A 21,026-nucleotide genomic window follows, 5' to 3' on the forward strand; every position below is an offset into this window, starting at 1 on the left:
AAGTAGTATTTTTTCAATTTTATATTATTTTATGAAATATATAGTAGGTATAAGTAGGGTTTTTGTCGGTATATTATTTATCATAAGTGGTCTTATAAAACTTAACGATCCGGTTGGTTTTTCGTTTAAACTAGAAGAATATTTTAGTGTTGGGGTATTAAATATGCCAGTTTTTGAGCCTCACGCTTTATCAATTTCTATAGTAGTTGTAATAGTAGAGGTATTACTTGGAATTATGCTCTTAGTTGGGTACAGACCAAAATTTACGGTTTATAGTTTACTAGGAATGATTGTCTTTTTTACTTTTTTAACTTTCTATTCTTTCTATTTTAATAAAGTAACAGATTGTGGTTGTTTTGGAGATGCTATAAAACTTACTCCTTTTCAGTCTTTTATTAAAGATGTAATACTACTATTTTATATTCTACTTCTATTTTTTGGGCTTAAGCATATAAAACCTCTTTTTAACTTTACTATTAGAAGAGGTATTGTTTTATTGACATTGCTTGGTTGCGTTCTTTTTGCAAACTACGTACTAAACCATTTACCTGTTAAAGATTTTAGACCTTATAAAATTGGTGCTAATATAGCAGAAGGTATGTCTGTACCAGAAGGTGCGCCAGAGCCTATTTTTGATTATGAATGGAAATTTAATGTAAACGGAGAAGAAAAAATATACGTTACTCAAGGAGATTACCCAACTGTAGATGGCGAGTATGTAAGTGTAGAAACTACAGAAGTACAAAAAGGGTACGAACCACCTATTCACGATTTTACAATAGAACAACAAGGAGAGAATTTTGCAGAATCTTTATTGCAAGAAGATAAGTTGGTTATGGTAATTGCGTATGACTTGGCAAAGAGTGATTATGATGCTTTTACGGCAATTAAGACAGTTACAGATAAAGCAATAGCTAAAGGATATAAAGTAATTGGTATGTCTGCTTCTAATGATGAATTGTCTGGTCAAGTTATAGAAAAATACAATCTAGATTTTAGTTTTTACTTTACAGATGAAACAGCTTTAAAAACAATTGTACGTTCTAACCCTGCTGTTTTAGTATTAGAAAAAGGTACAATTAAACAAAAAGCACACTACAATGATGTAGATGATTTAAAATTTTAAAATGCTTTTTAAAAGCCGAAAAGACACTTTGTTTAGAAGTATAGTGTTTACTATTGCAGTATTGCTCTGTTTTATACTTTATATATCCATATTAGGAAATACAGCAATTACAGAAAGTATTGTAAGTGTTGTTGTAACCAGCTTGGTTTTATGTTTTTTATTGTGGGTATTTTACGGAACAAGCTACAAACTAACTTCTACTACATTAAGGTATAAAAGCGGTCCAATAAAGGGCAATATTCCTATAGCAGAAATACATCAAATTATAAAAGGAAAAACACTTTGGGTTGGTCTTAAACCTGCCACTGCTAGCAAAGGTTTAATTGTAAAATACAATAAGTTTAGTGAGCTTTATATTAGCCCAGAAACCAATGATAGTTTTATTGCAGAAATTTTAAAACACAACAGCTCCATAGAAATTATTACAGTATAAAAATGAAGAATTTAGTAAGTACAACGCCAGAAATAAAAGAGTTACAACCTAAAGTTTTGGTAGGTGTAAAAAAAGAAGTTTCTGTACTTACTATGGATAATGTTGCCCACTGGAAAAGCTTTATGGCTAGGAGAGAAGAGGTAGTTAACCATATAAGAGGCGAGTATTATTCGGTTCAAGAATACGGAGATTTATATTCTTTTTCAAATTTTAATCCTGCTGCAAAATTCAAGAAATGGGCAGCTGTAGCTGTGTTAGAGCTACAAGATACTCCGGATGGTATGGATGTGTTAGAGCTTCAAAGTGGACTGTACGCTGTGTTTATACACAAGGGAATGGCTAAAGACTTCTCGAGCACTTTTCAGTATATTTTTTCTGAATGGATGCCTAATTCTATTTATGAACTAGATAATAGACCACATTTTGAGTTTTTAGATGAAAGATACTTAGGACCTACAAATTCAAAATCTGAAGAAGAAGTTTGGATTCCAATAAAAAGTAAAAATCTTTAAATATTTATCATCTTAAGGCTCTTTTTTTAAGGATTAGGTAGTTATTTGTTACTAATACTAAATGATTAAGTGATACAAATATTATGTGTTATCTTTGATATCTTAGATTGATATTTAACGCATAAAAACACATAAAATGAGATCAAAAATAGTTGCAGGTAACTGGAAAATGAACAAGACTTTAACGGAAACTAATGCCTTATTAGCAGAGCTAGCAGGTAAATTGCCAGATACAGATGCAGAAGTAATGGTGGCACCTACGTTTGTTAATTTAGCAGCAGCAGTACAAGATGTAAATTCTTCTACAATACAAGTAATTGCGCAAAATATGCACTTTGCAGAAAATGGTGCTTATACAGGAGAAATATCTGCAGATATGTTATTAGACATAGGTGTAGATACTGTAATTATTGGTCACTCTGAGCGTAGAGCTTATTTTGGTGAAACAGATGAGATTTTAGCTAAAAAAGTAATTACAGCTTTAGAAAAGAATTTACGCGTTGTTTTCTGTTTTGGTGAAGAGTTAGAGGATCGTAAATCTGACAATCATTTTAACTTAGTAGCATCTCAATTAAAAAACGGACTTTTTAAACTAAAGCCAGAAGCTTGGTCTAAAATAGTTTTAGCTTACGAGCCTGTTTGGGCTATTGGTACAGGTGAAACTGCATCTCCAGAACAAGCGCAAGAAATGCACGCTTTTATTAGAAAAACTATTGCTAACGAGTATACAACAGTAATAGCTGAAGCTGTATCTATTTTATACGGTGGTAGTGTAAAACCTGCAAACGCTAAAGAAATTTTCTCTAAAGTAGATGTAGATGGTGGCCTTATTGGTGGTGCAGCATTAAAAGCAGACGATTTTATTGCTATAATAGAAGCAATATAATAGTACCTTTGTATTTCTAAAAAAACAAGTTTACAGATACAAGTACACAATGGCAGATCTAATCTATATAGAATACAATTTTACAGTTGCACCATTGCAACCAGCATCGGACATTTTAATTGCGCAATTGGGCGAAATTGGGTTTGATAGTTTTGTAGAAAATGAAGAAGGCGTACAAGCATATATTTTAAAAGATCTTTGGAAAGAAGATAGTGTAAAAGATGTGCAAATATTAACGAATGAAAACTTTAATATTAGTTATAACTTTAAGGAAATTGAGCAACAAAACTGGAACTCTGAGTGGGAAAAAAACTTTGAGAAAATTGTAGTAGAAGATATCTGTACTGTACGTGCACCTTTTCATGAAAAACCAAATACAGAGTTTGATATTGTTATAGAACCAAAAATGAGTTTTGGTACTGGACATCATGAAACTACGCATATGATGTTGCAGCATATTTTAGAACATGATTTTAAAGGAAAATCTGTTTTAGATATGGGTAGCGGAACAGGTGTTTTAGCAATTTTGGCAGCAATGAAAAATGCAAGCTCTATTGATGCAATAGATATAGATAACTGGTGTTATTTAAATGCTGTAGAAAATAAGGAACGTAACAATTGCAATCAAATCAATGTTTTTGAGGGCGATGTTAGCTTGTTAAAAGACCAGAAATACAATATTATTATCGCGAATATAAATCGTAATATATTACTAGCAGACATACCAGCGTATGCTAAACGTTTAACTGAAGATGGTATTTTATTTTTAAGCGGATTTTATAAAGAAGACATCCCTGTAATTACTGAAAAATGTAGTGAAGCAGGATTGAAGTTTGAAAAAAACTTAGAAAAAAATAATTGGGTTGCTGTAAAATATGTATTTTAGATAGAATAAATGTTAGAGGGTTATGAGTAATCAGGAAAAATATTTAGAAGAACTATTAGTAGAAGAAGAGGTAGCAAACAACAATGAGATAGTATTATTTAATGATGATGTAAATACATTTGATCATGTTATAGATACTTTAGTTGCTGCTTGCGACCACACACCTTTACAGGCAGAGCAATGTGCTTTTTTAGTGCATTACAAAGGTAAATGCACTGTAAAAACAGGTGATTATAAAGATTTAGAACCAAGATGTAGCAAACTATTACAAGCAGGCTTAAGTGCAGAGATAGTTTAATTAATAAGAATTTCATCTACAAAAACCCAGCTTTGACCTCCAGGATTTGGATGCCAAACTGGGTTTTTTGTTATGTTTTCAACTTCAATTTTCACATATTTAACTTCAGTTTCTTCAAAAGTAATATCGTAAAAGGCAATAGCATCGTCTACATACTTTTTTGGAATAGGTAATTTTATAGATTTAAGTAACTTAAAGTCTTTGTTGTTGTTAGAGACCCAAACTTTATAGCCTATTGGATGAAAAATCCAGCTGGTAGGTTTTGTTAATGAGCCAATAGAAACAGTGCTTATTTTTTTAGGTTCATTAAAAGCAATAGTTGTATTTAGGTTTTCTCCTTGATAAGCAAGCCAAGCTCCATCTTGAAAATTTACAGTCCCCCTTTTTAAATCTTTTAGGGTGTTTGCACCATCACCTCTATAATTTTCATGCGGTTTTTTTTGTAACCAAATAGAATCTAAAAGCAATCCGCTTTTTTTAATATTAGCGGTTACTACATCACTTTGAACCCAATCTTTTTTGTATGCAAAAAACTTAACTGTTTTGGATTCTTTAATACGAATAGGTGAGGTATATTTTATTGCGGTGGTATCTGGCTCTGTGCCATCGGTTGTGTAAAATATAGTAGCACTCTTAAAAACGTGTTCTAATTGTAAATCTAGTTTGTCATTGAAAAAATCTGATGCATCTACTATGTATGGGTTGTTTAGTACAGCATTATTAAAAAGTGTATCTGCTAAATGCTTTGTAATAAGGTTTGGTTTTTCCTTTTTTAAACGAGCTAATTCGGTATTTGTTATAGCTGTTTGGTACAAGTATAGTTTTTTTAGATTCTTTAGTTTTTTAATGTATTTAAAAGCATCACTTTTAACAGCAGTACCATATAAATTTAAAGATTCTAGTAAGTTTAACTTATCAATATCTTTTAAAGCAGCAGAAGTAATTTTAGTTTTTTGTAATTGTAGTTTTAAAAGGTTTTTAAATTTAGGTAAAGCACTAGCTAAATCATCGTTAAAATTAGTGTATGCTAAATTTAACTCAATAATGTTTTCTGCGTGTTCGTTTAAATATTTAAAATCTTTAGATGTTATATTTTTCTTGCTGGCTAATGTTACAATTAGTAACGGGCTCTTTTCGGCTAAAGGTGTAACGCTATAACCATTTGCATTCATTTTAGAAATCCACTCTAGGGGTACAATTTCTGCTGTTGCAGTTAATTTCCCTAATGCTGTGGTGTCTTTTTCTAGTGTTTTTAAAATAGATTTTGTTTGTGGACTTACATCAGTTTCTTCAACTGTACAATCAAAACAATTGTTATTTTTTATCCACCATTTTAATAAACTAATTTCTTCTGAGGTAAGTTGTACTTTTCCTTTAGGTGGCATATGTAATTTATCGTCTAAAGGCAAATGTAATCTTGTTATAAGTGAGGCAGCTTCTCCATTAACGGAGTCCAAAATGCTGCCGTTTTCTCCACCAGCTATAATAGATATCTTAGAAGTAAGTAGTAATTCTCCTTTGGCTTTATTTGGATTGTGGCAGCTTACACATTTAGAGTCGAGAATAGGTTGCACAATGTCTTTATATGCATTAGCTTTATTTATATCTACTATTGCAAGTTCAGTTACGGCGTGTTGCTTAAAAAGAAAATCATCTCCATGAGTCATATTTCCTCCTAGGTGACCTGTAAGGCCCAGCAAACCAAGTGTAATAATAAACAACGGAACATATATTTTTTTGCACCAATTATGTGGCAATGTTCTTAGAATAAAAAGTAAAATACTACAAACGGTTAACCCCACAGCCATCCATTTATGTCTAGATAAAGCAACCTCATCATAACCACCATTGTCTCCTAAAAGCCAACCTGTACCTAAAGAAAGTAAGGCGGTAAAAGCGGTTAAACCTAAGGCTAGTTTGGCAATATCTGTTTGTTCAGATTTTTTAATTTTTAGATAAATCTCTAAAATAAAAGCAAAGGTTAGTATCCCAATTGGTAGGTGTACAAACAATGGGTGTAAATTTCCTATCTGGATTGTTAAAAGGTGTATCTGCATTATTCTACAATAATTTCGTCAATAAAAAACCAAGGCGTACTATTAGCTCCGGGATGCCAAGCGGGAATTTTGTCTAAACTTTTAATTGTAATAGTAAAAGAAGAATAAGTGTTGGCTGTCACAGGAACGTTTATAAAATCTATGGTTGGACTTTCTTTTGTTTGTGAGCTAGCATTTTTGTTATTATAATTACCAATTACCTTAGAGTTACTATATATAAAGATTTCTTCTGGTGCAAATATCCAATCTCCTTGTGCAGTAAGTGTATGTAGTGTAATAGTAGAAAGTGAAAGTTCTTTTTCTAAATCTATTTTAATAGTTACTTCATTAGTATTAAAACCTAGCCACGTATTATTTTTTTTAAATTGAATTGTTCCACTTTTAAGATCGGTAAGACTACTAGGGCCATTGGCAGGGTAACTAGCACTAGGCATAGGATTAATTGTTACCGTGGCATTAGAAATAGAATGTTTTACTTTTTTTAATTGAATTTTTATAGCTTCACTTTCTTTAAAATCTGGATGGTAAGCCTTTGCTTTTAAGAGTGAGGATTTATCCACCTTTAAGGGAGATGTAATTAATTTAGAGTTGCTAGTAACGCTACTAGTATCTGTAGTATACCTTAGCTCTGTATTGGCTATTGCGGTTCTAAAGTTAATAGTAGCATAGTTTTTAAAAAATATAGAATCTACGGTGAAATTTGGGGAAACTACCTTGATATCTTTTGTTTGGGTAAAGCTTGTTCTTTTACTTTCAATACAAGAAAAAAACAATACAATAACCATTACGTATACTATGTTTTTCATAGATTAATTGATTGCAATTTATACTCTAGTTAATTTTATAGGATACGTTTTTCCAGAGCTCCATTGCGCTACATAAAGATTTTCATCGGTATCTATACAAACGTCATGCGGATTCTTAAAAACTTTTAAAGCCTGTTGCATAGGTTGTAAAATGCCGTCTTTGCTGTAAATAGGCTCTGTACCTCCTGGAGCAGACACTAATTTATTTTCTTTATTTAAGATGGATACAAAACCTGTATTCATAGCTCCTTCTCCAGACCAAATAGTAGCGGTATAAATATTTTCTTTATGTATTACAGGTCTGCATACAAAAGCCCCCGGTAAATGTATGGTACTTATATATTCGCCCTGCATACTAAAGCGTTTAAACTTGTTTTCCATACGGTCTGTAATAAGTAGTGTAGGCGCTGCATTTGCACGTGTGTCTATAGTAATACCGTGTGCGTTACCAAACAAATGATCTTCTTTGCCTTTACCTCCAAAAACGTTTAGTAAGTGGCCTTTTTCATTGTAATGAAGAATGTGCTGTGCTCCGTAGCCGTCTGTAATATAAACATCTCCGTTAGCAGCAACAGCAGTTTCTGTAGGTATATATTCTTCTTTATTCTTATATTTTCCAGCAGTTTCAGGGAATTTAAATATTTGAACCACCTTACCATCTATAGTTGTTTTAATTACTTCATGTCTATTGTTATCTGCTATGTATAAAAAATCTTCTCCGTTTTCTACATTTAACGTTAGTCCGTGTGCACCTGGAAATTCTGTGCCCCAAACCTCAATTAAATTGCCAGATTTGTCATAAACAATAACATTATTTTTAATGTGATCTGTTAGTAGAATAATTCTGCCTTTAGAATCTTGTACCATTTCGTGACAATTTTCTACAGGGTAAAAATTAGCATTTAGTGCACCCCAATTTAGATCAATTTTGTATTTAAAATCGCCGTGACCAATTATTGCATCTTTGTAAGGATGCATAGCATGTAATGCGGGAGTACAGAAAAGTAGTCCAGCGCTAGCTAAACTAGTATTTTGTATAAAGTTTCTTCTGTTCATAAGTGGTTTAGAATGGCTGATTGGTTTTGGTTAGGATAATATGTCTTTTATAACATTACCTTCTACATCTGTTAATCTAAATCTACGTCCTTGGTATTTGTAGGTTAGTTTTTTATGGTCTATACCAAGAAGATGCATCATTGTTGCTTGAAAATCGTGTACATGTACTGGGTTTTTTACAATGTTGTACCCAAAGTCATCTGTTTCTCCGTAGCTAATTCCTGGCTTAATACCGCCACCGGCCATCCACATCGTAAAACTTCTCGGGTGGTGATCCCTTCCGTAGTTATCCTCAGTTAGTATACCTTGGGAGTAGTTGGTTCTTCCAAACTCGCCACCCCAAACAATAAGTGTATCTTCTAATAAACCACGTTGCTTTAAATCAGCAACAAGAGCAGCAGATGCCTGATCTACGTCTTTAGCTTGTTTTTTAATTGCTCCAGGTAAATTGTCATGCTGATCCCAGCCCATATGGTAGAGTTGTATAAAACGAACATCTTTTTCTGCTAACTTTCTAGCTAGTAAACAGTTTGCAGCAAAGGTGCCCGGTATTTTAGCATCGGAACCATACATTTTATAAATATAATCTGGCTCATTATCTATATTCATAACATCTGGGACAGAAGTTTGCATTCTGTATGCCATCTCATATTGTGCAATTCTGCTTTGTATTTCTGGATCTCCAAATTCTGTGTATTGCTTATCATTTAAAGAGGCTAATTTATCTAAAACTGCACGTTTAGTCTCTTTTGTAGTTCCTTTAGGATCGTTTAAATATAAAACAGGATCTTTTGCAGCTCTAAATTGAACACCTTGGTGCAATGAATTTAAAAACCCATTACCCCATAATCTTGTATATAGTGGCTGACCTTGTGGTCTACCGGTACCTCTTGATAACAGGACAGTAAAAGCAGGCAAATTATCGTTTTCACTACCAATACCATAACTTAACCAAGAACCTATACTAGGCCTGCCAGGTTGTTGCGATCCTGTTTGAAAAAAAGTAACAGCAGGATCGTGGTTTATAGCTTCTGTATGCATAGATTTTACAATACATAAGTCATCTACCATTTTTGCCGTGTAGGGTAATAAGTCACTTATCCAAGTGCCATTTTTTCCGTATTGTTTAAAATCGAATTGAGAACCTACCAAAGGAAATTTATCTTGCCCAGAAGTCATTCCTGTTAAACGTTGACCGTTTCTTATAGACTCTGGTAAATCTTCACCCCTGCGTAAATTTAAAAGAGGTTTATAATCAAACAACTCTAACTGAGAAGGGCCACCACTCTGAAACAAATAAATAACTCTTTTAACTTTTGCAGGATGATGCAAGGTATTTAATGCTCCTTTAGAGCCTGCTATTGTGTTAGAAGGCGAAAGTACCCCGTTTGGACTCTTATTAAAATAACTATAGCCCATTAAGGATGCTAAAGCAGTACCACCAAGACCTAAAGCTGTTTTTCCTAAGAAAGCCCTACGATTTAAAATTAGCGATCGCTCTTCTAAAATTTTCTTCTCACTCATAACTATCCTTTTGTTATAGTTTCATCTAGATTTAAAATGGTATGCGCTGTTAAAGACAATGCGGCTAACTTTTCTGATGAAATTGCAGTATCTACTTTGTAAGAACCAATAGATAAGTATTCGTCTACCTTAATTTCATTGCTACTTATTCTGTTAAGCATATCGTTGTAATGGTTGCTAAGCTCTGTAATTTCGGTTTCGTCTGGTAACCTAGATGTTGCCGATTCAAAAATGTAAACTATTTGTTTTGTTAGGTCTTGGTTCGTTGTTATTGCATTACTTGCTAATACCCTAGCAGCTTCTATAAGTTGCGGATCGTTTAAAAGAACCAATGCTTGTAGCGGAGTATTTGTTTCTTGTCTTTTTACAGAACATAAATCTCTAGATGCAGCATCAAAAGTTATCATACTAGGTGGTGGTACCGTTCTTTTCCAGAAGGTGTATAAACTTTTTCTGTACAAATCTTTGCCTTCACTTAAAATATAAGAAGATGTACTACCGCCACCGCCACCAGTCGTTTCTTCCCAAATACCATCTGGTTGGTAAGGTTTTACACTTGGACCACCAACTTCTGTATTTAATAACCCACTAACAAAAAGTGCTTGGTCTCTTATCATTTCGGCAGATAATCGTAATCTTGGTGCGCGAGAAAGCCATTTGTTGGGCGGGTCTTTTTCTAAATTTTCTTTTGATATAACTGTACTCTGTTGGTAGGTTTGGGACATAGCTATAGATTTAAGAATGTCTTTAGTGTCCCAGCCACTGTTTCTAAACTTAAGGGCTAAATAATCTAATAATTCTGGGTGAGAAGGCAGCGCTCCTTGATTGCCAAAATCATAAGAACTAGCAACTATGCCTGTGCCAAACATACGTTGCCAAAAACGATTTACAGCAACTCTAGCAGTTAATGGGTTGTCTTTATGAAACAACCACTTAGCTAGTCCTAATCGGTTTTTTTCAAATTCTTCAGGAAATTTTAATATAGTTTCTGGAGTATCTGGATATACTTTTTCTCCGTGTTGGTCGTAAGCCCCTCTATTAAGTATATATGCTTGCCTTGGCGTCTCCATTTCTTGCATTACCATTACAGGAATTTCTTTAGCTTCAGATTTTTCTAACCGGACAAAATTTAGAACGTCACTTTTTTCTTTTTCTGTAATAGTTATGTACGGTTTAGGAATTACACCAGCACCACCATTAACTAGTCCGTCTTCATCTATATTATTAAAAAAGCTAAAAAAAGAGAAGTGTGCTTTTTGACTTATTGGATCGTATTTGTGGTCGTGGCAACGTGCACACTCTAAGGTTAATCCTAAAAAAGCCGTACCAAAAGTTGTAATACGATCTTCTACATATTCTACTCTGTATTCTTCAGGAATTACACCACCTTCATAAGTAATCTTATGGTTGCGATTAAAACCTGTAGCTAAAATTTGTTCTAAAGATGCGTTTGGTACTAAATCTCCTGCTAGTTGATCTGTTACAAACTCGTTGTACGCCATGTTATTTTTAAAAGCGTGAATAACCCAATCTCTCCAAGGCCACATTGTACGTTCAAAATCGTCTTGGTAACCGTGAGTATCTGCATAGCGAGCAATATCCATCCATTCGGCTGCCATATTCTCTGCATAATCTTGAGAAGAAAGTAAATTGTCTATTACTTTTTCATAGGCATTAGAAGATGAGTCTTTTAAAAATTGATGTATTGCTTTTGGCGATGGAGGTAAGCCAGTTAAATCGAAATAGACTCTTCTGATTAATTTTTCTTTAGATGCTTTTTTAGAAGGTTTTAGATTATTTTCTTCTAGTTTTTGATAAATAAAATTATCTATTTCATTGTTGCCCCAATCTTCTTTTTTCTCAGGAACAGTTTGTTCTACAGGGGGTATAAAAGCCCAGTGATCTTTATATTCGGCACCTTGCTCTACCCATTTTTTTAGTATCGCTTTTTCGTAATTGGTAAGAATTAAGTTCGATTCTAGAGGAGGCATAATAACACCTGGATCTTCAGAGTAAATGCGGTTTATCATTCCGCTTTTTTCAATATTGCCAGGAACTATGGCAAAATGATCCATTTTTTCACCTAAAGCTTTATAGGCTTCTTCTGGCGATACCATAGAAAAGTTACCTTCTACAGCATTTTTATCTGGTCCGTGACATATAAAACACCTATCTGATATTATTGGTTTTACGTGGAAGGTAAAGTCAATTTTATCAGGAATAGCAATTTCACCATTTTCAGCAATTGCTACTTCAGAATATTTGTTATCTGTTTTACAGCTTACCATACTAATGGTAAATAAAATAGCAAGCGCTATTTTTAGCAGAGACTTTTTAGCTAATAGAAACCAGTTCTTTTTTATCATACCTTAATAAAATAAGCATTTATACAGGTACTAAATATTAGTATTATAAAATGGATTTACAATAAATATCGACGAATAACAAATGATAATAGCTTAATATGATTAAAAAACTAAGCTTCTGTTCTTTTTTTAAGTACTAAAATGCTGTTTTAATATTAAGCATTTCCTAATAGGGTTTCTTTTACATCATTAATATAACTACGACCAATAGTATAGCGTATACCTCCAATTTCTAAACTGTTACCTTCTATTGTATCTACTTTACAGATAGATATTGTATACGACCTGTGTATTCTTATAAATTTATCGCTAGGTAACTCCTCTGTAAAACTGCTTAAAGTTCTGTGAATTATGTATTTGTCTGATTTTGTTTTTATGCGGATGTAATCTTTTAAACTTTCAATTACCAAAATGTCTTCTAAAAATATCTTTTGTAATTTCTTTTTATCAATCTTTATAAAAATACTAGGATTTTCTGCAGTATTACTTGTGCTAACAGGAGTTGTGCTGCTTTGTTTAAGCTTAATAATACGTTGTACCGACTGTAAAAATCTAGGGAAAGGAATTGGTTTTACTAAGTAGTCTATAGCTTGTAACTCGTAACTGGTTAATGCATATTCTTCATGTGCAGTAGTCATTACAACCATAGGGACAGATTGTAGATTTTTTAAAAAATCTAAACCATCTAAAATGGGCATATTAATATCTAAAAAAATGATGTCTACAGTGTTCTTCTGAACAAAAGTGGTTGCAGCAACAGCGTTAGAAAAGGTTTCTATTAATTCTAATTCTTGTACTTGAGAAACATAATTTTTTAAAACATTAATAGCAAGCGGCTCATCATCTATAATTATGGTTCGTAATTTAATCATACTTTAAGTTTTAGAATTACATTAAACATTTTCTCTTTTTCATAAATAGATAAGTGGTAGTCTTCTTTTTTGTAACCCAATTCCAGTCGTTTTTTTAAATTGCTTAGTCCAATACCACCACTTCTAATAGGTATTAAACTTTCTGGACTATGTACGGGGATAGTATTAGATACTTTAAAATGTAAAAAGTCTTCACTTACTTGTACATCTATATCTATAATCATATCTCCAATGTTCTTGCTAGCACCGTGTTTAAAGCAATTTTCTATAACAGGTATTAATAACATCGGCGAAATACGTTTTCCTTCTAGGTCTCCTGAAATACTAAAATTTATGTTTAAAGATTCATCAAAACGTAAACGCTCTAAGTCTAAGTAGTTTTGTATACAGTCTAATTCACTTTTAAGATCTTGTTTATTTTTTTTGGTTGCGTACAATAAGTAACGCATTAATTCAGATAGCTTTAAAATTACTTCGGGAGCTCTATCAGACTTTTCTAAGGTTAAAGAATACACATTATTAAGTGTGTTAAAAAAGAAATGAGGCGATACTTGCGAACGTAAAAAACGCAATTCTGTACTTAATTGTCTTTTTTCTAATTCGTGTAGTTTACTATGTTCTTTTAGCCAATCTATAGTAAGTTTTATAGCGGCAACAAAAGAAGAAACATAAAGCTCGCCAACCATCATAGTTGTAGCGTAGTTTATACTTAATCCCTCTAATTCTTCAGGGCCTTCTGGCCAAACATTGGGACCAATAAAATAATATGTTGCATAGTATTTTACGAATAGCATTACAAGTAGTGTGGCAATTACAGAAATGGTATAACTAAAGTACTTTTTTTTGAAAACGAACTTTGGCATTAAGTAATAGACATTAAAGTATGCAATTGCCATATGTATTGGAAAACCAATAAGATTCATATGAAAAGAAAGCATAAAATCTTGGTGAATATTACTATACCTTAAACTGTTAAATATAAAGTAGATACACCAGAAAGTAATGTGGTGTTTGTAGTTAATATCAAAACCTTTAGAGGAGTTGTGATCAATAAAAGAGTCTACATTATTATTTATGTTCATTTATTTGGTTTCGTTGTTTTTGTCTCTACTATTTTATCGTTTAGCATTTGCCTGTCGTTATTGGTCTAAAATTATTTTCAGTATAAATAAAAAAAAGAATATTTATAAAGAGTTGTTGTACAGTATAAAACTAGATAGCCCTGCTTTGTACTATATGCAGAATAGGACGCGTGAAAAGTATAAAAAATAATTTAATTAACAACTAAATTATAATAAGGTTAAAATAAAGTTACCAATAATATAAGATTATGAGTGTAGATACTTCTGTAAAAACCAAACAAAAAATAGCTGTTTTTCTTTTTTTATTATACCTAGGTTGTGCTGCTGCGGCTGCCCAAGAAATGCCAAAAAAATATACAGCTTTTAAAGTGTTAGATAGTCTAACTGTAGATGGTTTAGATACAGAGGAATCTTGGAAAAATGCAGAGTGGTCAGATATTTTTATAGATATTGAAGGAGATAAAAAAGCAAATTATACCACAAGAGTTAAAATGCTTTGGGATGCAAAATACCTGTATTTTTTCACAAAATTAGAAGAGCCTCATATTTGGGGAGATATAACAAAAAGGGATGCTGTAATTTTTCATAACAACGATTTTGAAATCTTCATAGACCCTAAAGGCACCACTCATAATTATATGGAATTAGAGGTAAATGTGTTAAATACCGTTTGGGATTTGTTGCTTACAAAAACCTATAGTCAAGGTGGTGCCGCTATAAATAATTGGGATATAAACGGATTAAAATCTGCCGTACATGTAAACGGAACTTTAAATAATAGTTCTGATACAGATAAAAGCTGGACAGTTGAAATTGCTATTCCTTGGGCAGCTATGTTAGAACCTTCTAATTTAAAAACAATACCTGTAAATGATTTTTGGCGTATAAATTTTTCGCGAGTGCAATGGCAGCATACTATTACAGATGGTACGTATGCAAAAAAGAAAGATGCTAATGGTAAAGCACTACCAGAGTACAATTGGGTTTGGTCTCCGCAAGGTGTAATTAATATGCATAAGCCTAATAAATGGGGTTATGTTTATTTTTCTGATGAGGTGGATGGATCTCTACCAGAATGGAATATTCCAAAAGACGAACATCTTAAATGGTATTTGTATGATGTTTTTTTAAACTTTGTAGATCATAAGGATGAAAAATTAATACAACCTAAAAAGGTATTAGGTGCACTAATAAAACCTACGTTAGAAAAGCATACAACAGGATTTAATATTTGGGTAAAGAGTCCATTTACAAATAAAATACTAGCAATTAAAGAAGATGGTAAATTTAGTAGTTATGAAGCAGAATAAGATATTTTTACAGGTAGTAGTGGGTTTTTTAGCCGTGATATTGTTGTTTTCTTGTGAAGAGAAAAAATCCAAAGAAACAGTGGCTCCAGTGGCTAATGCTACTACAGATAGTTTTACATTTTGGACGTGGACATCTGCGAATGCAGAAAAAGAAGATGCTGCATACCAACAAGAGTTTGCTAAATATAACGCAAACGGAATTACAGATGTTTTAATTAATACAGGTACAGACCCTAAGTTATTAAGTAGAATTACGCCTATAGCAAAAAAAGAGGGTTTAAATGTACACGCGTGGATGTTTACAGTTAACAGACCAGGAGATGCAATTGCAGAACAACACCCAGATTGGTACGCAGTTAGTAGAGATGGTAAATCTTGTTTTGATGAGCCACCGTATGTGGGTTATTACAAATGGTTGTGTCCTACTAGAAAAGAATCTAAAGCACATATTTTAAGTTTGGTAGAAGGTTTAGCAAAAGTAGAAGGTGTAGCAAGTGTACATTTAGATTATATTCGTTATTCAGATATTTTTTTACCTATTGGCTTATTACCAAAATATAATTTAAAACAAGAGGTAGAGTTACCTGAATTCGATTTTTGTTACTGTGATGTATGTGTAGCTGAGTTTGAAAAGGGGCACCATAAAAACCCTAGAGATTCAGAAAATCCTGCTATAGATATGGAGTGGAAACAGTTTCGATTAAATAAAGTAAAAGCTATTGTAGACGAAGCTTATGAAATTGCCCATAATAACAATAAACTATTAACTGCAGCAGTATTTCCTTACCCAGAAATGGCAGATCATATGGTGCGTCAACGCTGGGATAAATGGAACGTAGATAAAGTATTACCAATGATTTATCACAATTTTTACAATGAAGAAATAGATTGGATTGGTTATGCTACAGGAGAGGGAGTAAAAGATCTTAAAAATTCTAAAACCGAATTACATACAGGTATTTATGTGCCTGATATGTCGGTTTCTGATCTAGAAAAAGCAATTCTATTAGCAAAAGATAATGGCGCAAAAGGAGTTTCTATCTTTGATGGTAATGCACTTACAGATGAACAATTTAAAGTGATAAAAAGACTTAGTCAAGAACTAAATTAATTGTTGCAATTTATGAAGCACTCTAAATACATATTAGCCTTTTTATTGTTAGTAGCTGCTTTTGGTTGTGAAAATAAAGAAGAAAAAATATTTACAAAAGAGGATATAAATATAATTCCTAAACCACTATTTACAAAGCTAAACACCGGTAGTTTTAGGTTTACGAATGCCACCAAATTAGTTGCAGAAACAAAAGAACAACAAAATTTATTGCGCTCTTTTTCTATTAAATTGGAGAAAGTCTCTGGCATAAAAACAGAAGTTGTTTCTACAGTACCCACAAGTAATTATATTCAGTTTGTGGTAGATACTACTTTAAAAGAAGAGGAGTATAACCTGGCAATAAAAACAAATACAATAGTTGTAAAAGCAAATGCATATTCAGGTTTTGTTTATGGTCTAGAAACTATTAAACAACTACTTCCTGTAACTATAGAAAGTGCTACGTTGGTACAAGAAGATTGGGTTGTTCCTAATCTAGAAATTAGAGATACTCCTCGTTTTAAATGGCGTGGTTTAATGTTAGATGTTTCTCGTCATTTCTTTGAGGTAGATTATATTAAAAAAACCTTAGACCGTATGGCAATGCTAAAAATGAATACTTTTCATTGGCATTTGGTAGACGATCAAGGCTGGCGTATAGAAATAAAAAAATATCCAAAACTTACAGAAGTGGGTGGTTTTAGAGTAGACCAAGAAGATAAGCCTTGGAACGCTAGACCTAACGCTTCTTTAGGAACAGAAGCTGCTTACGGTGGTTTTTATACCCAAGAACAAATAAAAGAAGTTGTTGCTTATGCAGCAGAAAGAGGTATTACGGTAGTTCCAGAAATAGAAATGCCTGCTCATGTTAGTAGTGCAATAGCAGCGTATCCAGAATTTTCTTGTTTTGCTAAACCTATTGTGGTTCCGTCTGGTGGTGTTTGGCCAATAACGGATATTTACTGCGCTGGAAAAGAAGAAACGTTTACTTTTATAGAGGATGTTTTAACAGAGGTGATGAATTTGTTTCCGTCTAAATATATACACGCTGGCGGAGATGAAGCTACTAAAACCAATTGGAAAACCTGTCCGCATTGTGCAGCTAGAATACAGGCAGAAGGTTTAACAAACGTAGAAGAGTTGCAAAGCTATTTTATTAAAAGAATAGAAGGTTTTATAAGTTCTAAAGACCGAGTTTTAATTGGTTGGGACGAGATTTTAGAAGGAGGTTTGGCACCTGGAGCAACGGTGATGAGTTGGCGAGGTGTAAAAGGAGGTTTAGAAGCATCTGCAGAAGGGCATGATGTTGTAATGACTCCAGGAACACATTGTTATTTTGATCATTACCAAGGAGACCAAGATAAAGAACCTCTTGCTTTTGGTGGGTATACACCTTTACGTAAAGTGTATAATTTTGATCCTGTAGTAGAGGGTATGTCTGTTGCACAAGAAAAGCACGTGTTAGGCGGACAAGCTAATCTATGGGCAGAGTATTTGCCAACAGAAGAGCAGTCCGAGTATATGATTTTTCCTAGACTAGCAGCTATGTCAGAAGCTGTATGGAGTTCAAAGGAAAATAAGGATTGGACAAATTTTTCAGGCCGCGTAAAAGAGTTGTTTAAGCGTTACGATGTAATGGGGGTTAATTATGCTAAAAGTGCTTATCAAATTACAACAGATACTAAAATTGATGTAAAAACGGGAATTTTAACCATTGCTTTAAAAAATGAATTTCCTAATTCTGATATTAGATATTCTATAGATGGTAGTGCTGTTCATCAATCTTCATTTCAATATAAAAAACCTATTACGTTAACTGCTTCAACAAAGATAAAAGCAGCAATGTTTGAAAACGGAAAAAAAGTAGGCCCGGTTTTAGAGAAAGAAATTAACTACCATAAAGCTACTGCTAAGGAGGTTGTTTACAAAGAGGAGTATCATAAAAGTTACCAAGGAGCAAAAGAAGTGGGATTGGTAAATGTGCTGCGAGGTTCTAAAAATTTCCACGACGGTCAATGGCAAGGCTGGTTAGGTAACAATATGGAAGTGGTTATAGATTTAGAGAAAGAAACCGAATTTTCTAAAATGACTTTAGGTACATTAGAAAATCAAGGTTCTGGTATTTATTTTCCAATAAAAGTTGAAGTGTTTACATCTAAACATAGAAAAAAGTTTACCAAAGTAGGAGAGATTAGTAGAGCATTTAAAATCAATGGAAAATCAGAATTAAAAGATTTTACAATAGATTTTGATCAAACAAAAGCAAGGTATATCAAAGTAGTAGCAACGAACTTAAGCCGTCCGCCAACAGGAGGAGGAGCTTGGTTGTTTGTAGATGAAATTGTTGTAGAATAAATAGATAAATATGAGATTTAAAATTTTAAGTATTTTTTTGGTTGCAGTTGCATTTGTTTATGCGCAAGAGCCTGTAGATTATGTAAATCCGTTTATTGGCACTTCTAATTTTGGAGCAACAAACCCTGGAGCTATTGCACCAAGAGGTATGGCAAGTGTATCTCCTTTTAATGTAGCTGTAGAGAAAGATGCTGGTTGGTTGTCTAACCCCTATGTAAAACAAAATACCTTTTTAACAGGTTTTACTCACGTTAACTTAAGTGGTGTTGGTTGTCCAGATTTGGGAGTAATATTAACAATGCCTACAACAGGAGTACTTAAAACAAACCATATGGACTATGGAACTACATATACAGATGAGGTTTCTAGAGCAGGTTACTATTCGGTTAACTTATCAAAATACAACATTAAAACAGAACTTACTGCAACAACAAGAGTAGGTGTTTCTAGATATAGTTTTCCTGCAGGAGAATCTAATATACTTGTAAACCTTGGATTGGGTTTAACCAATGAGCAAGGTGCTATGGTAAAAGTAGTTTCTAATACAGAGATTGAGGGGATGCGTACTGTTGGTTCTTTTTGTTACAATAGCCCAGAACACGCTTATCCGGTATATTTTGTTGCTAAATTCTCTAAACCAGCCGAAGAATTTGGTGCCTGGAAAAAACCTAGAAAATACAATGGTGTAGAAGCGCAATGGATGACTTATAATGGTAAAACCAGACTTATGAAGGGGTATACTAAAGAGGTTGTTGGCGATAGTATTGGTGCATATATGCGTTACAATTTTAAGCAAAAAACGAGTGTTGAGGTTAAAATAGGGGTTTCTTATGTGAGTATAGAAAACGCTAGAGAAAATCTAGAAAAAGAAACAGCAACTAAAAGTTTTGAGGACATATACTCGGAGACAAAAGCAGCTTGGAACAAGAATTTATCAACGGTGGAAGTAGAAGGTGGTACAACCGATGATAAAACAATATTTTACACAGCATTGTATCATACACAAATACACCCAAATACGTTAAACGATTTTAATGGGGACTATCCAGAAATTGCAACTGGTAAAATTGGAAATACAAAAGGAACTAGATATACTGTTTTTTCACTTTGGGATACCTACAGAAATTACCATCCGTTAATGAGCACCTTGTACCCAGCACAACAATCTAATATGGTTAATAGTATGCTGTCTATGTATAAAGAGAATGGTTGGTTGCCTAAATGGGAGTTAAACTCAACCGAAACTTTTACAATGGTTGGTGACCCTGCACCTGTAGTTATCGCAGATACCTATTTACGTGGTATTACAGATTTTAATGTTGATGAGGCATATGCTGCAATGGTAAAAGGAGCAACTCAGCTAAATAATAATCCGTTGCGACCAGGAATTAAGGAATATTGGAAAAATGGATATTTAAGTGTTGACGGAGGCGGAGAAGGACCTGTTTCTTCAACCGAAGAATATAACATATCTGACTTTGCAATAGCACAATTAGCAAAGGCATTGGGTAAAAAAGACGATTATAAAAAGTTCTATAATCAGTCTTTATCATACAGAAAATTGTTTGATAAAAAACTTAAACTAATGCGACCAAAAAATAGTGATGGTACTTGGTACACACCCTTTGATCCATACAAAGGAGCTAATTTTGAAAAAAATGTTGGGTATATAGAAGGTAACGCTTGGCAATATGCTTTTATGGTACCGCATGATATAAAGGGATTAATGAAATTAATGGGAGGTAAAAAACAATTTGTATCTCATTTAGATTATATTTTTGAGAATAACCAGTTTGATATGGCTAACGAGCCAGACATAGCATATCCCTTTTTATACAACTACAGTAAAGGAGACGAGTGGAAAACGCAACAACGTGTACAACAATTAATAAAAACATATTTTACAAATACACCAGCAGGTTTACCAGGTAATGATGATACAGGTACTATGTCTGCTTGGTTGGTATATGCAATGATGGGTATATATCCTGTTAGTCCGGCTACACCAATTTATACTATTTCTACGCCAAGGTTTACATCTATGACCCTTCATTTAGATACTACCTATTACAAAAATGAAAAGTTGGTTATAAAAAGAACAGGAGATTTAGACGGAAAAATAAAGTCCATTACATTAAATAATAAAGCTGTACAAGGTTACTTTATTAGTCATCAAGACTTATTAAACGGTACTGTTTTAGAAATAAATATGGATTAAGAGTACTTTTTTTAACAAGTTTTTTCCTTTGTAATCTTCTAATTATCTAGTAGTTGTAAGGTTTTGTGCTTGTTTGGTTTAACATAAGATAGCAAGTATTAAGCAAATGGTTAACGCTTATTCCTTTTTTGTACCTCTTTTTAATG

17 protein-coding genes are annotated in these 21,026 nt (G+C 33.1%); 10 read left to right on the forward strand and 7 right to left on the reverse strand.

Annotated elements, in window-relative coordinates; translation table 11 throughout:
• Window positions 1–31 precede the first annotated feature (31 nt).
• The 6 genes from M4I21_RS05615 (at window position 32) to M4I21_RS05640 (ending at window position 4,141) form a co-directional block, all read left to right on the forward strand.
• Window positions 32–1,126, forward strand: coding sequence for a BT_3928 family protein (locus M4I21_RS05615; protein WP_249558139.1), 1,095 nt, complete (start codon window positions 32–34; stop codon window positions 1,124–1,126).
• 1 nt (window position 1,127) lies between these two features.
• Window positions 1,128–1,559: a PH domain-containing protein gene (locus M4I21_RS05620; RefSeq protein ID WP_249558140.1), complete on the forward strand. Its 432-nt coding sequence runs from the start codon at window positions 1,128–1,130 to the stop codon at window positions 1,557–1,559.
• A gap of 2 nt (window positions 1,560–1,561) precedes the next feature.
• Window positions 1,562–2,071 carry a GyrI-like domain-containing protein gene (locus M4I21_RS05625; protein WP_249558141.1) on the forward strand — a complete coding sequence of 170 codons (510 nt, stop codon included), beginning with the start codon at window positions 1,562–1,564 and terminating at the stop codon, window positions 2,069–2,071.
• Window positions 2,072–2,207: 136 nt separating this feature from the next.
• Window positions 2,208–2,957, forward strand: coding sequence for a triose-phosphate isomerase (gene tpiA / locus M4I21_RS05630; RefSeq protein ID WP_249558142.1), 750 nt, complete (start codon window positions 2,208–2,210; stop codon window positions 2,955–2,957).
• A 49-nt stretch (window positions 2,958–3,006) separates the two neighbouring features.
• Window positions 3,007–3,843 (forward strand): 50S ribosomal protein L11 methyltransferase, encoded by an 837-nt coding sequence (gene prmA / locus M4I21_RS05635; RefSeq protein WP_249558143.1) that lies wholly within the window; start codon window positions 3,007–3,009, stop codon window positions 3,841–3,843.
• Window positions 3,844–3,865: 22 nt separating this feature from the next.
• A complete protein-coding gene (locus M4I21_RS05640; RefSeq protein WP_249558144.1) occupies window positions 3,866–4,141 on the forward strand; it encodes an ATP-dependent Clp protease adaptor ClpS in 276 nt (91 codons plus the stop codon).
• Here the strand turns inward: M4I21_RS05640 and M4I21_RS05645 are convergent.
• The 7 genes from M4I21_RS05645 to M4I21_RS05675 all read right to left on the reverse strand — a co-directional run bounded on the left by M4I21_RS05645 (window position 4,138) and on the right by M4I21_RS05675 (window position 13,904).
• A complete protein-coding gene (locus M4I21_RS05645) occupies window positions 4,138–6,198 on the reverse strand; it encodes an FN3 associated domain-containing protein (RefSeq protein ID WP_249558145.1) in 2,061 nt (686 codons plus the stop codon). The two genes, M4I21_RS05640 and M4I21_RS05645, sit on opposite strands and share 4 nt — an antisense overlap.
• Window positions 6,198–7,004: an FN3 associated domain-containing protein gene (locus M4I21_RS05650; protein ID WP_249558146.1), complete on the reverse strand. Its 807-nt coding sequence runs from the start codon at window positions 7,002–7,004 to the stop codon at window positions 6,198–6,200. Before M4I21_RS05650 ends, M4I21_RS05645 begins: the two co-directional genes overlap by 1 nt.
• Before the next feature lie 18 nt (window positions 7,005–7,022).
• Window positions 7,023–8,060: an NHL repeat-containing protein gene (locus tag M4I21_RS05655; RefSeq protein ID WP_249558147.1), complete on the reverse strand. Its 1,038-nt coding sequence runs from the start codon at window positions 8,058–8,060 to the stop codon at window positions 7,023–7,025.
• A gap of 30 nt (window positions 8,061–8,090) precedes the next feature.
• Window positions 8,091–9,584: a DUF1501 domain-containing protein gene (locus M4I21_RS05660; RefSeq protein WP_249558148.1), complete on the reverse strand. Its 1,494-nt coding sequence runs from the start codon at window positions 9,582–9,584 to the stop codon at window positions 8,091–8,093.
• Between the two features lie 2 nt (window positions 9,585–9,586).
• A complete protein-coding gene (locus M4I21_RS05665) occupies window positions 9,587–11,950 on the reverse strand; it encodes a PSD1 and planctomycete cytochrome C domain-containing protein (protein ID WP_249558149.1) in 2,364 nt (787 codons plus the stop codon).
• Window positions 11,951–12,105: 155 nt separating this feature from the next.
• Entirely contained in the window at window positions 12,106–12,819 is a 714-nt protein-coding gene (locus M4I21_RS05670; protein WP_249558284.1) for a LytR/AlgR family response regulator transcription factor, read from the reverse strand.
• Window positions 12,819–13,904 carry a sensor histidine kinase gene (locus M4I21_RS05675; protein ID WP_249558150.1) on the reverse strand — a complete coding sequence of 362 codons (1,086 nt, stop codon included), beginning with the start codon at window positions 13,902–13,904 and terminating at the stop codon, window positions 12,819–12,821. Before M4I21_RS05675 ends, M4I21_RS05670 begins: the two co-directional genes overlap by 1 nt.
• A gap of 248 nt (window positions 13,905–14,152) precedes the next feature.
• Between M4I21_RS05675 and M4I21_RS05680 the strand changes: the two genes are divergently transcribed.
• From M4I21_RS05680 to M4I21_RS05695, 4 genes are read left to right on the forward strand one after another with little or no spacing between them, the layout of a single operon-like run.
• A complete protein-coding gene (locus tag M4I21_RS05680; RefSeq protein WP_249558151.1) occupies window positions 14,153–15,214 on the forward strand; it encodes a carbohydrate-binding family 9-like protein in 1,062 nt (353 codons plus the stop codon).
• Window positions 15,201–16,325: a family 10 glycosylhydrolase gene (locus M4I21_RS05685; protein ID WP_249558152.1), complete on the forward strand. Its 1,125-nt coding sequence runs from the start codon at window positions 15,201–15,203 to the stop codon at window positions 16,323–16,325. The genes M4I21_RS05680 and M4I21_RS05685 overlap by 14 nt, the downstream gene beginning before the upstream one ends.
• Before the next feature lie 12 nt (window positions 16,326–16,337).
• Window positions 16,338–18,662, forward strand: coding sequence for a glycoside hydrolase family 20 protein (locus M4I21_RS05690; protein ID WP_249558153.1), 2,325 nt, complete (start codon window positions 16,338–16,340; stop codon window positions 18,660–18,662).
• Between the two features lie 10 nt (window positions 18,663–18,672).
• Window positions 18,673–20,880, forward strand: coding sequence for a GH92 family glycosyl hydrolase (locus tag M4I21_RS05695; protein ID WP_249558154.1), 2,208 nt, complete (start codon window positions 18,673–18,675; stop codon window positions 20,878–20,880).
• Window positions 20,881–21,026: the final 146 nt, after the last annotated feature.

This window comes from Cellulophaga sp. 20_2_10 (genome assembly GCF_023476645.1).
Lineage (GTDB): Bacteria > Bacteroidota > Bacteroidia > Flavobacteriales > Flavobacteriaceae > Cellulophaga.

What these genes read in the sequence shown, in the direction of transcription:
- M4I21_RS05615 (WP_249558139.1), top strand. Translation starts at nt 32, where the DNA reads ATGAAATATATAGTAGGTATAAGTAGGGTTTTTGTCGGTATATTATTT.
- M4I21_RS05620 (WP_249558140.1), top strand. Translation starts at nt 1,128, where the DNA reads ATGCTTTTTAAAAGCCGAAAAGACACTTTGTTTAGAAGTATAGTGTTT.
- M4I21_RS05625 (WP_249558141.1), top strand. Translation starts at nt 1,562, where the DNA reads ATGAAGAATTTAGTAAGTACAACGCCAGAAATAAAAGAGTTACAACCT.
- tpiA (WP_249558142.1), top strand. Translation starts at nt 2,208, where the DNA reads ATGAGATCAAAAATAGTTGCAGGTAACTGGAAAATGAACAAGACTTTA.
- prmA (WP_249558143.1), top strand. Translation starts at nt 3,007, where the DNA reads ATGGCAGATCTAATCTATATAGAATACAATTTTACAGTTGCACCATTG.
- M4I21_RS05640 (WP_249558144.1), top strand. Translation starts at nt 3,866, where the DNA reads ATGAGTAATCAGGAAAAATATTTAGAAGAACTATTAGTAGAAGAAGAG.
- M4I21_RS05645 (WP_249558145.1), bottom strand. Translation starts at nt 6,198, where the DNA reads ATGCAGATACACCTTTTAACAATCCAGATAGGAAATTTACACCCATTG.
- M4I21_RS05650 (WP_249558146.1), bottom strand. Translation starts at nt 7,004, where the DNA reads ATGAAAAACATAGTATACGTAATGGTTATTGTATTGTTTTTTTCTTGT.
- M4I21_RS05655 (WP_249558147.1), bottom strand. Translation starts at nt 8,060, where the DNA reads ATGAACAGAAGAAACTTTATACAAAATACTAGTTTAGCTAGCGCTGGA.
- M4I21_RS05660 (WP_249558148.1), bottom strand. Translation starts at nt 9,584, where the DNA reads ATGAGTGAGAAGAAAATTTTAGAAGAGCGATCGCTAATTTTAAATCGT.
- M4I21_RS05665 (WP_249558149.1), bottom strand. Translation starts at nt 11,950, where the DNA reads ATGATAAAAAAGAACTGGTTTCTATTAGCTAAAAAGTCTCTGCTAAAA.
- M4I21_RS05675 (WP_249558150.1), bottom strand. Translation starts at nt 13,904, where the DNA reads ATGAACATAAATAATAATGTAGACTCTTTTATTGATCACAACTCCTCT.
- M4I21_RS05680 (WP_249558151.1), top strand. Translation starts at nt 14,153, where the DNA reads ATGAGTGTAGATACTTCTGTAAAAACCAAACAAAAAATAGCTGTTTTT.
- M4I21_RS05685 (WP_249558152.1), top strand. Translation starts at nt 15,201, where the DNA reads ATGAAGCAGAATAAGATATTTTTACAGGTAGTAGTGGGTTTTTTAGCC.
- M4I21_RS05690 (WP_249558153.1), top strand. Translation starts at nt 16,338, where the DNA reads ATGAAGCACTCTAAATACATATTAGCCTTTTTATTGTTAGTAGCTGCT.
- M4I21_RS05695 (WP_249558154.1), top strand. Translation starts at nt 18,673, where the DNA reads ATGAGATTTAAAATTTTAAGTATTTTTTTGGTTGCAGTTGCATTTGTT.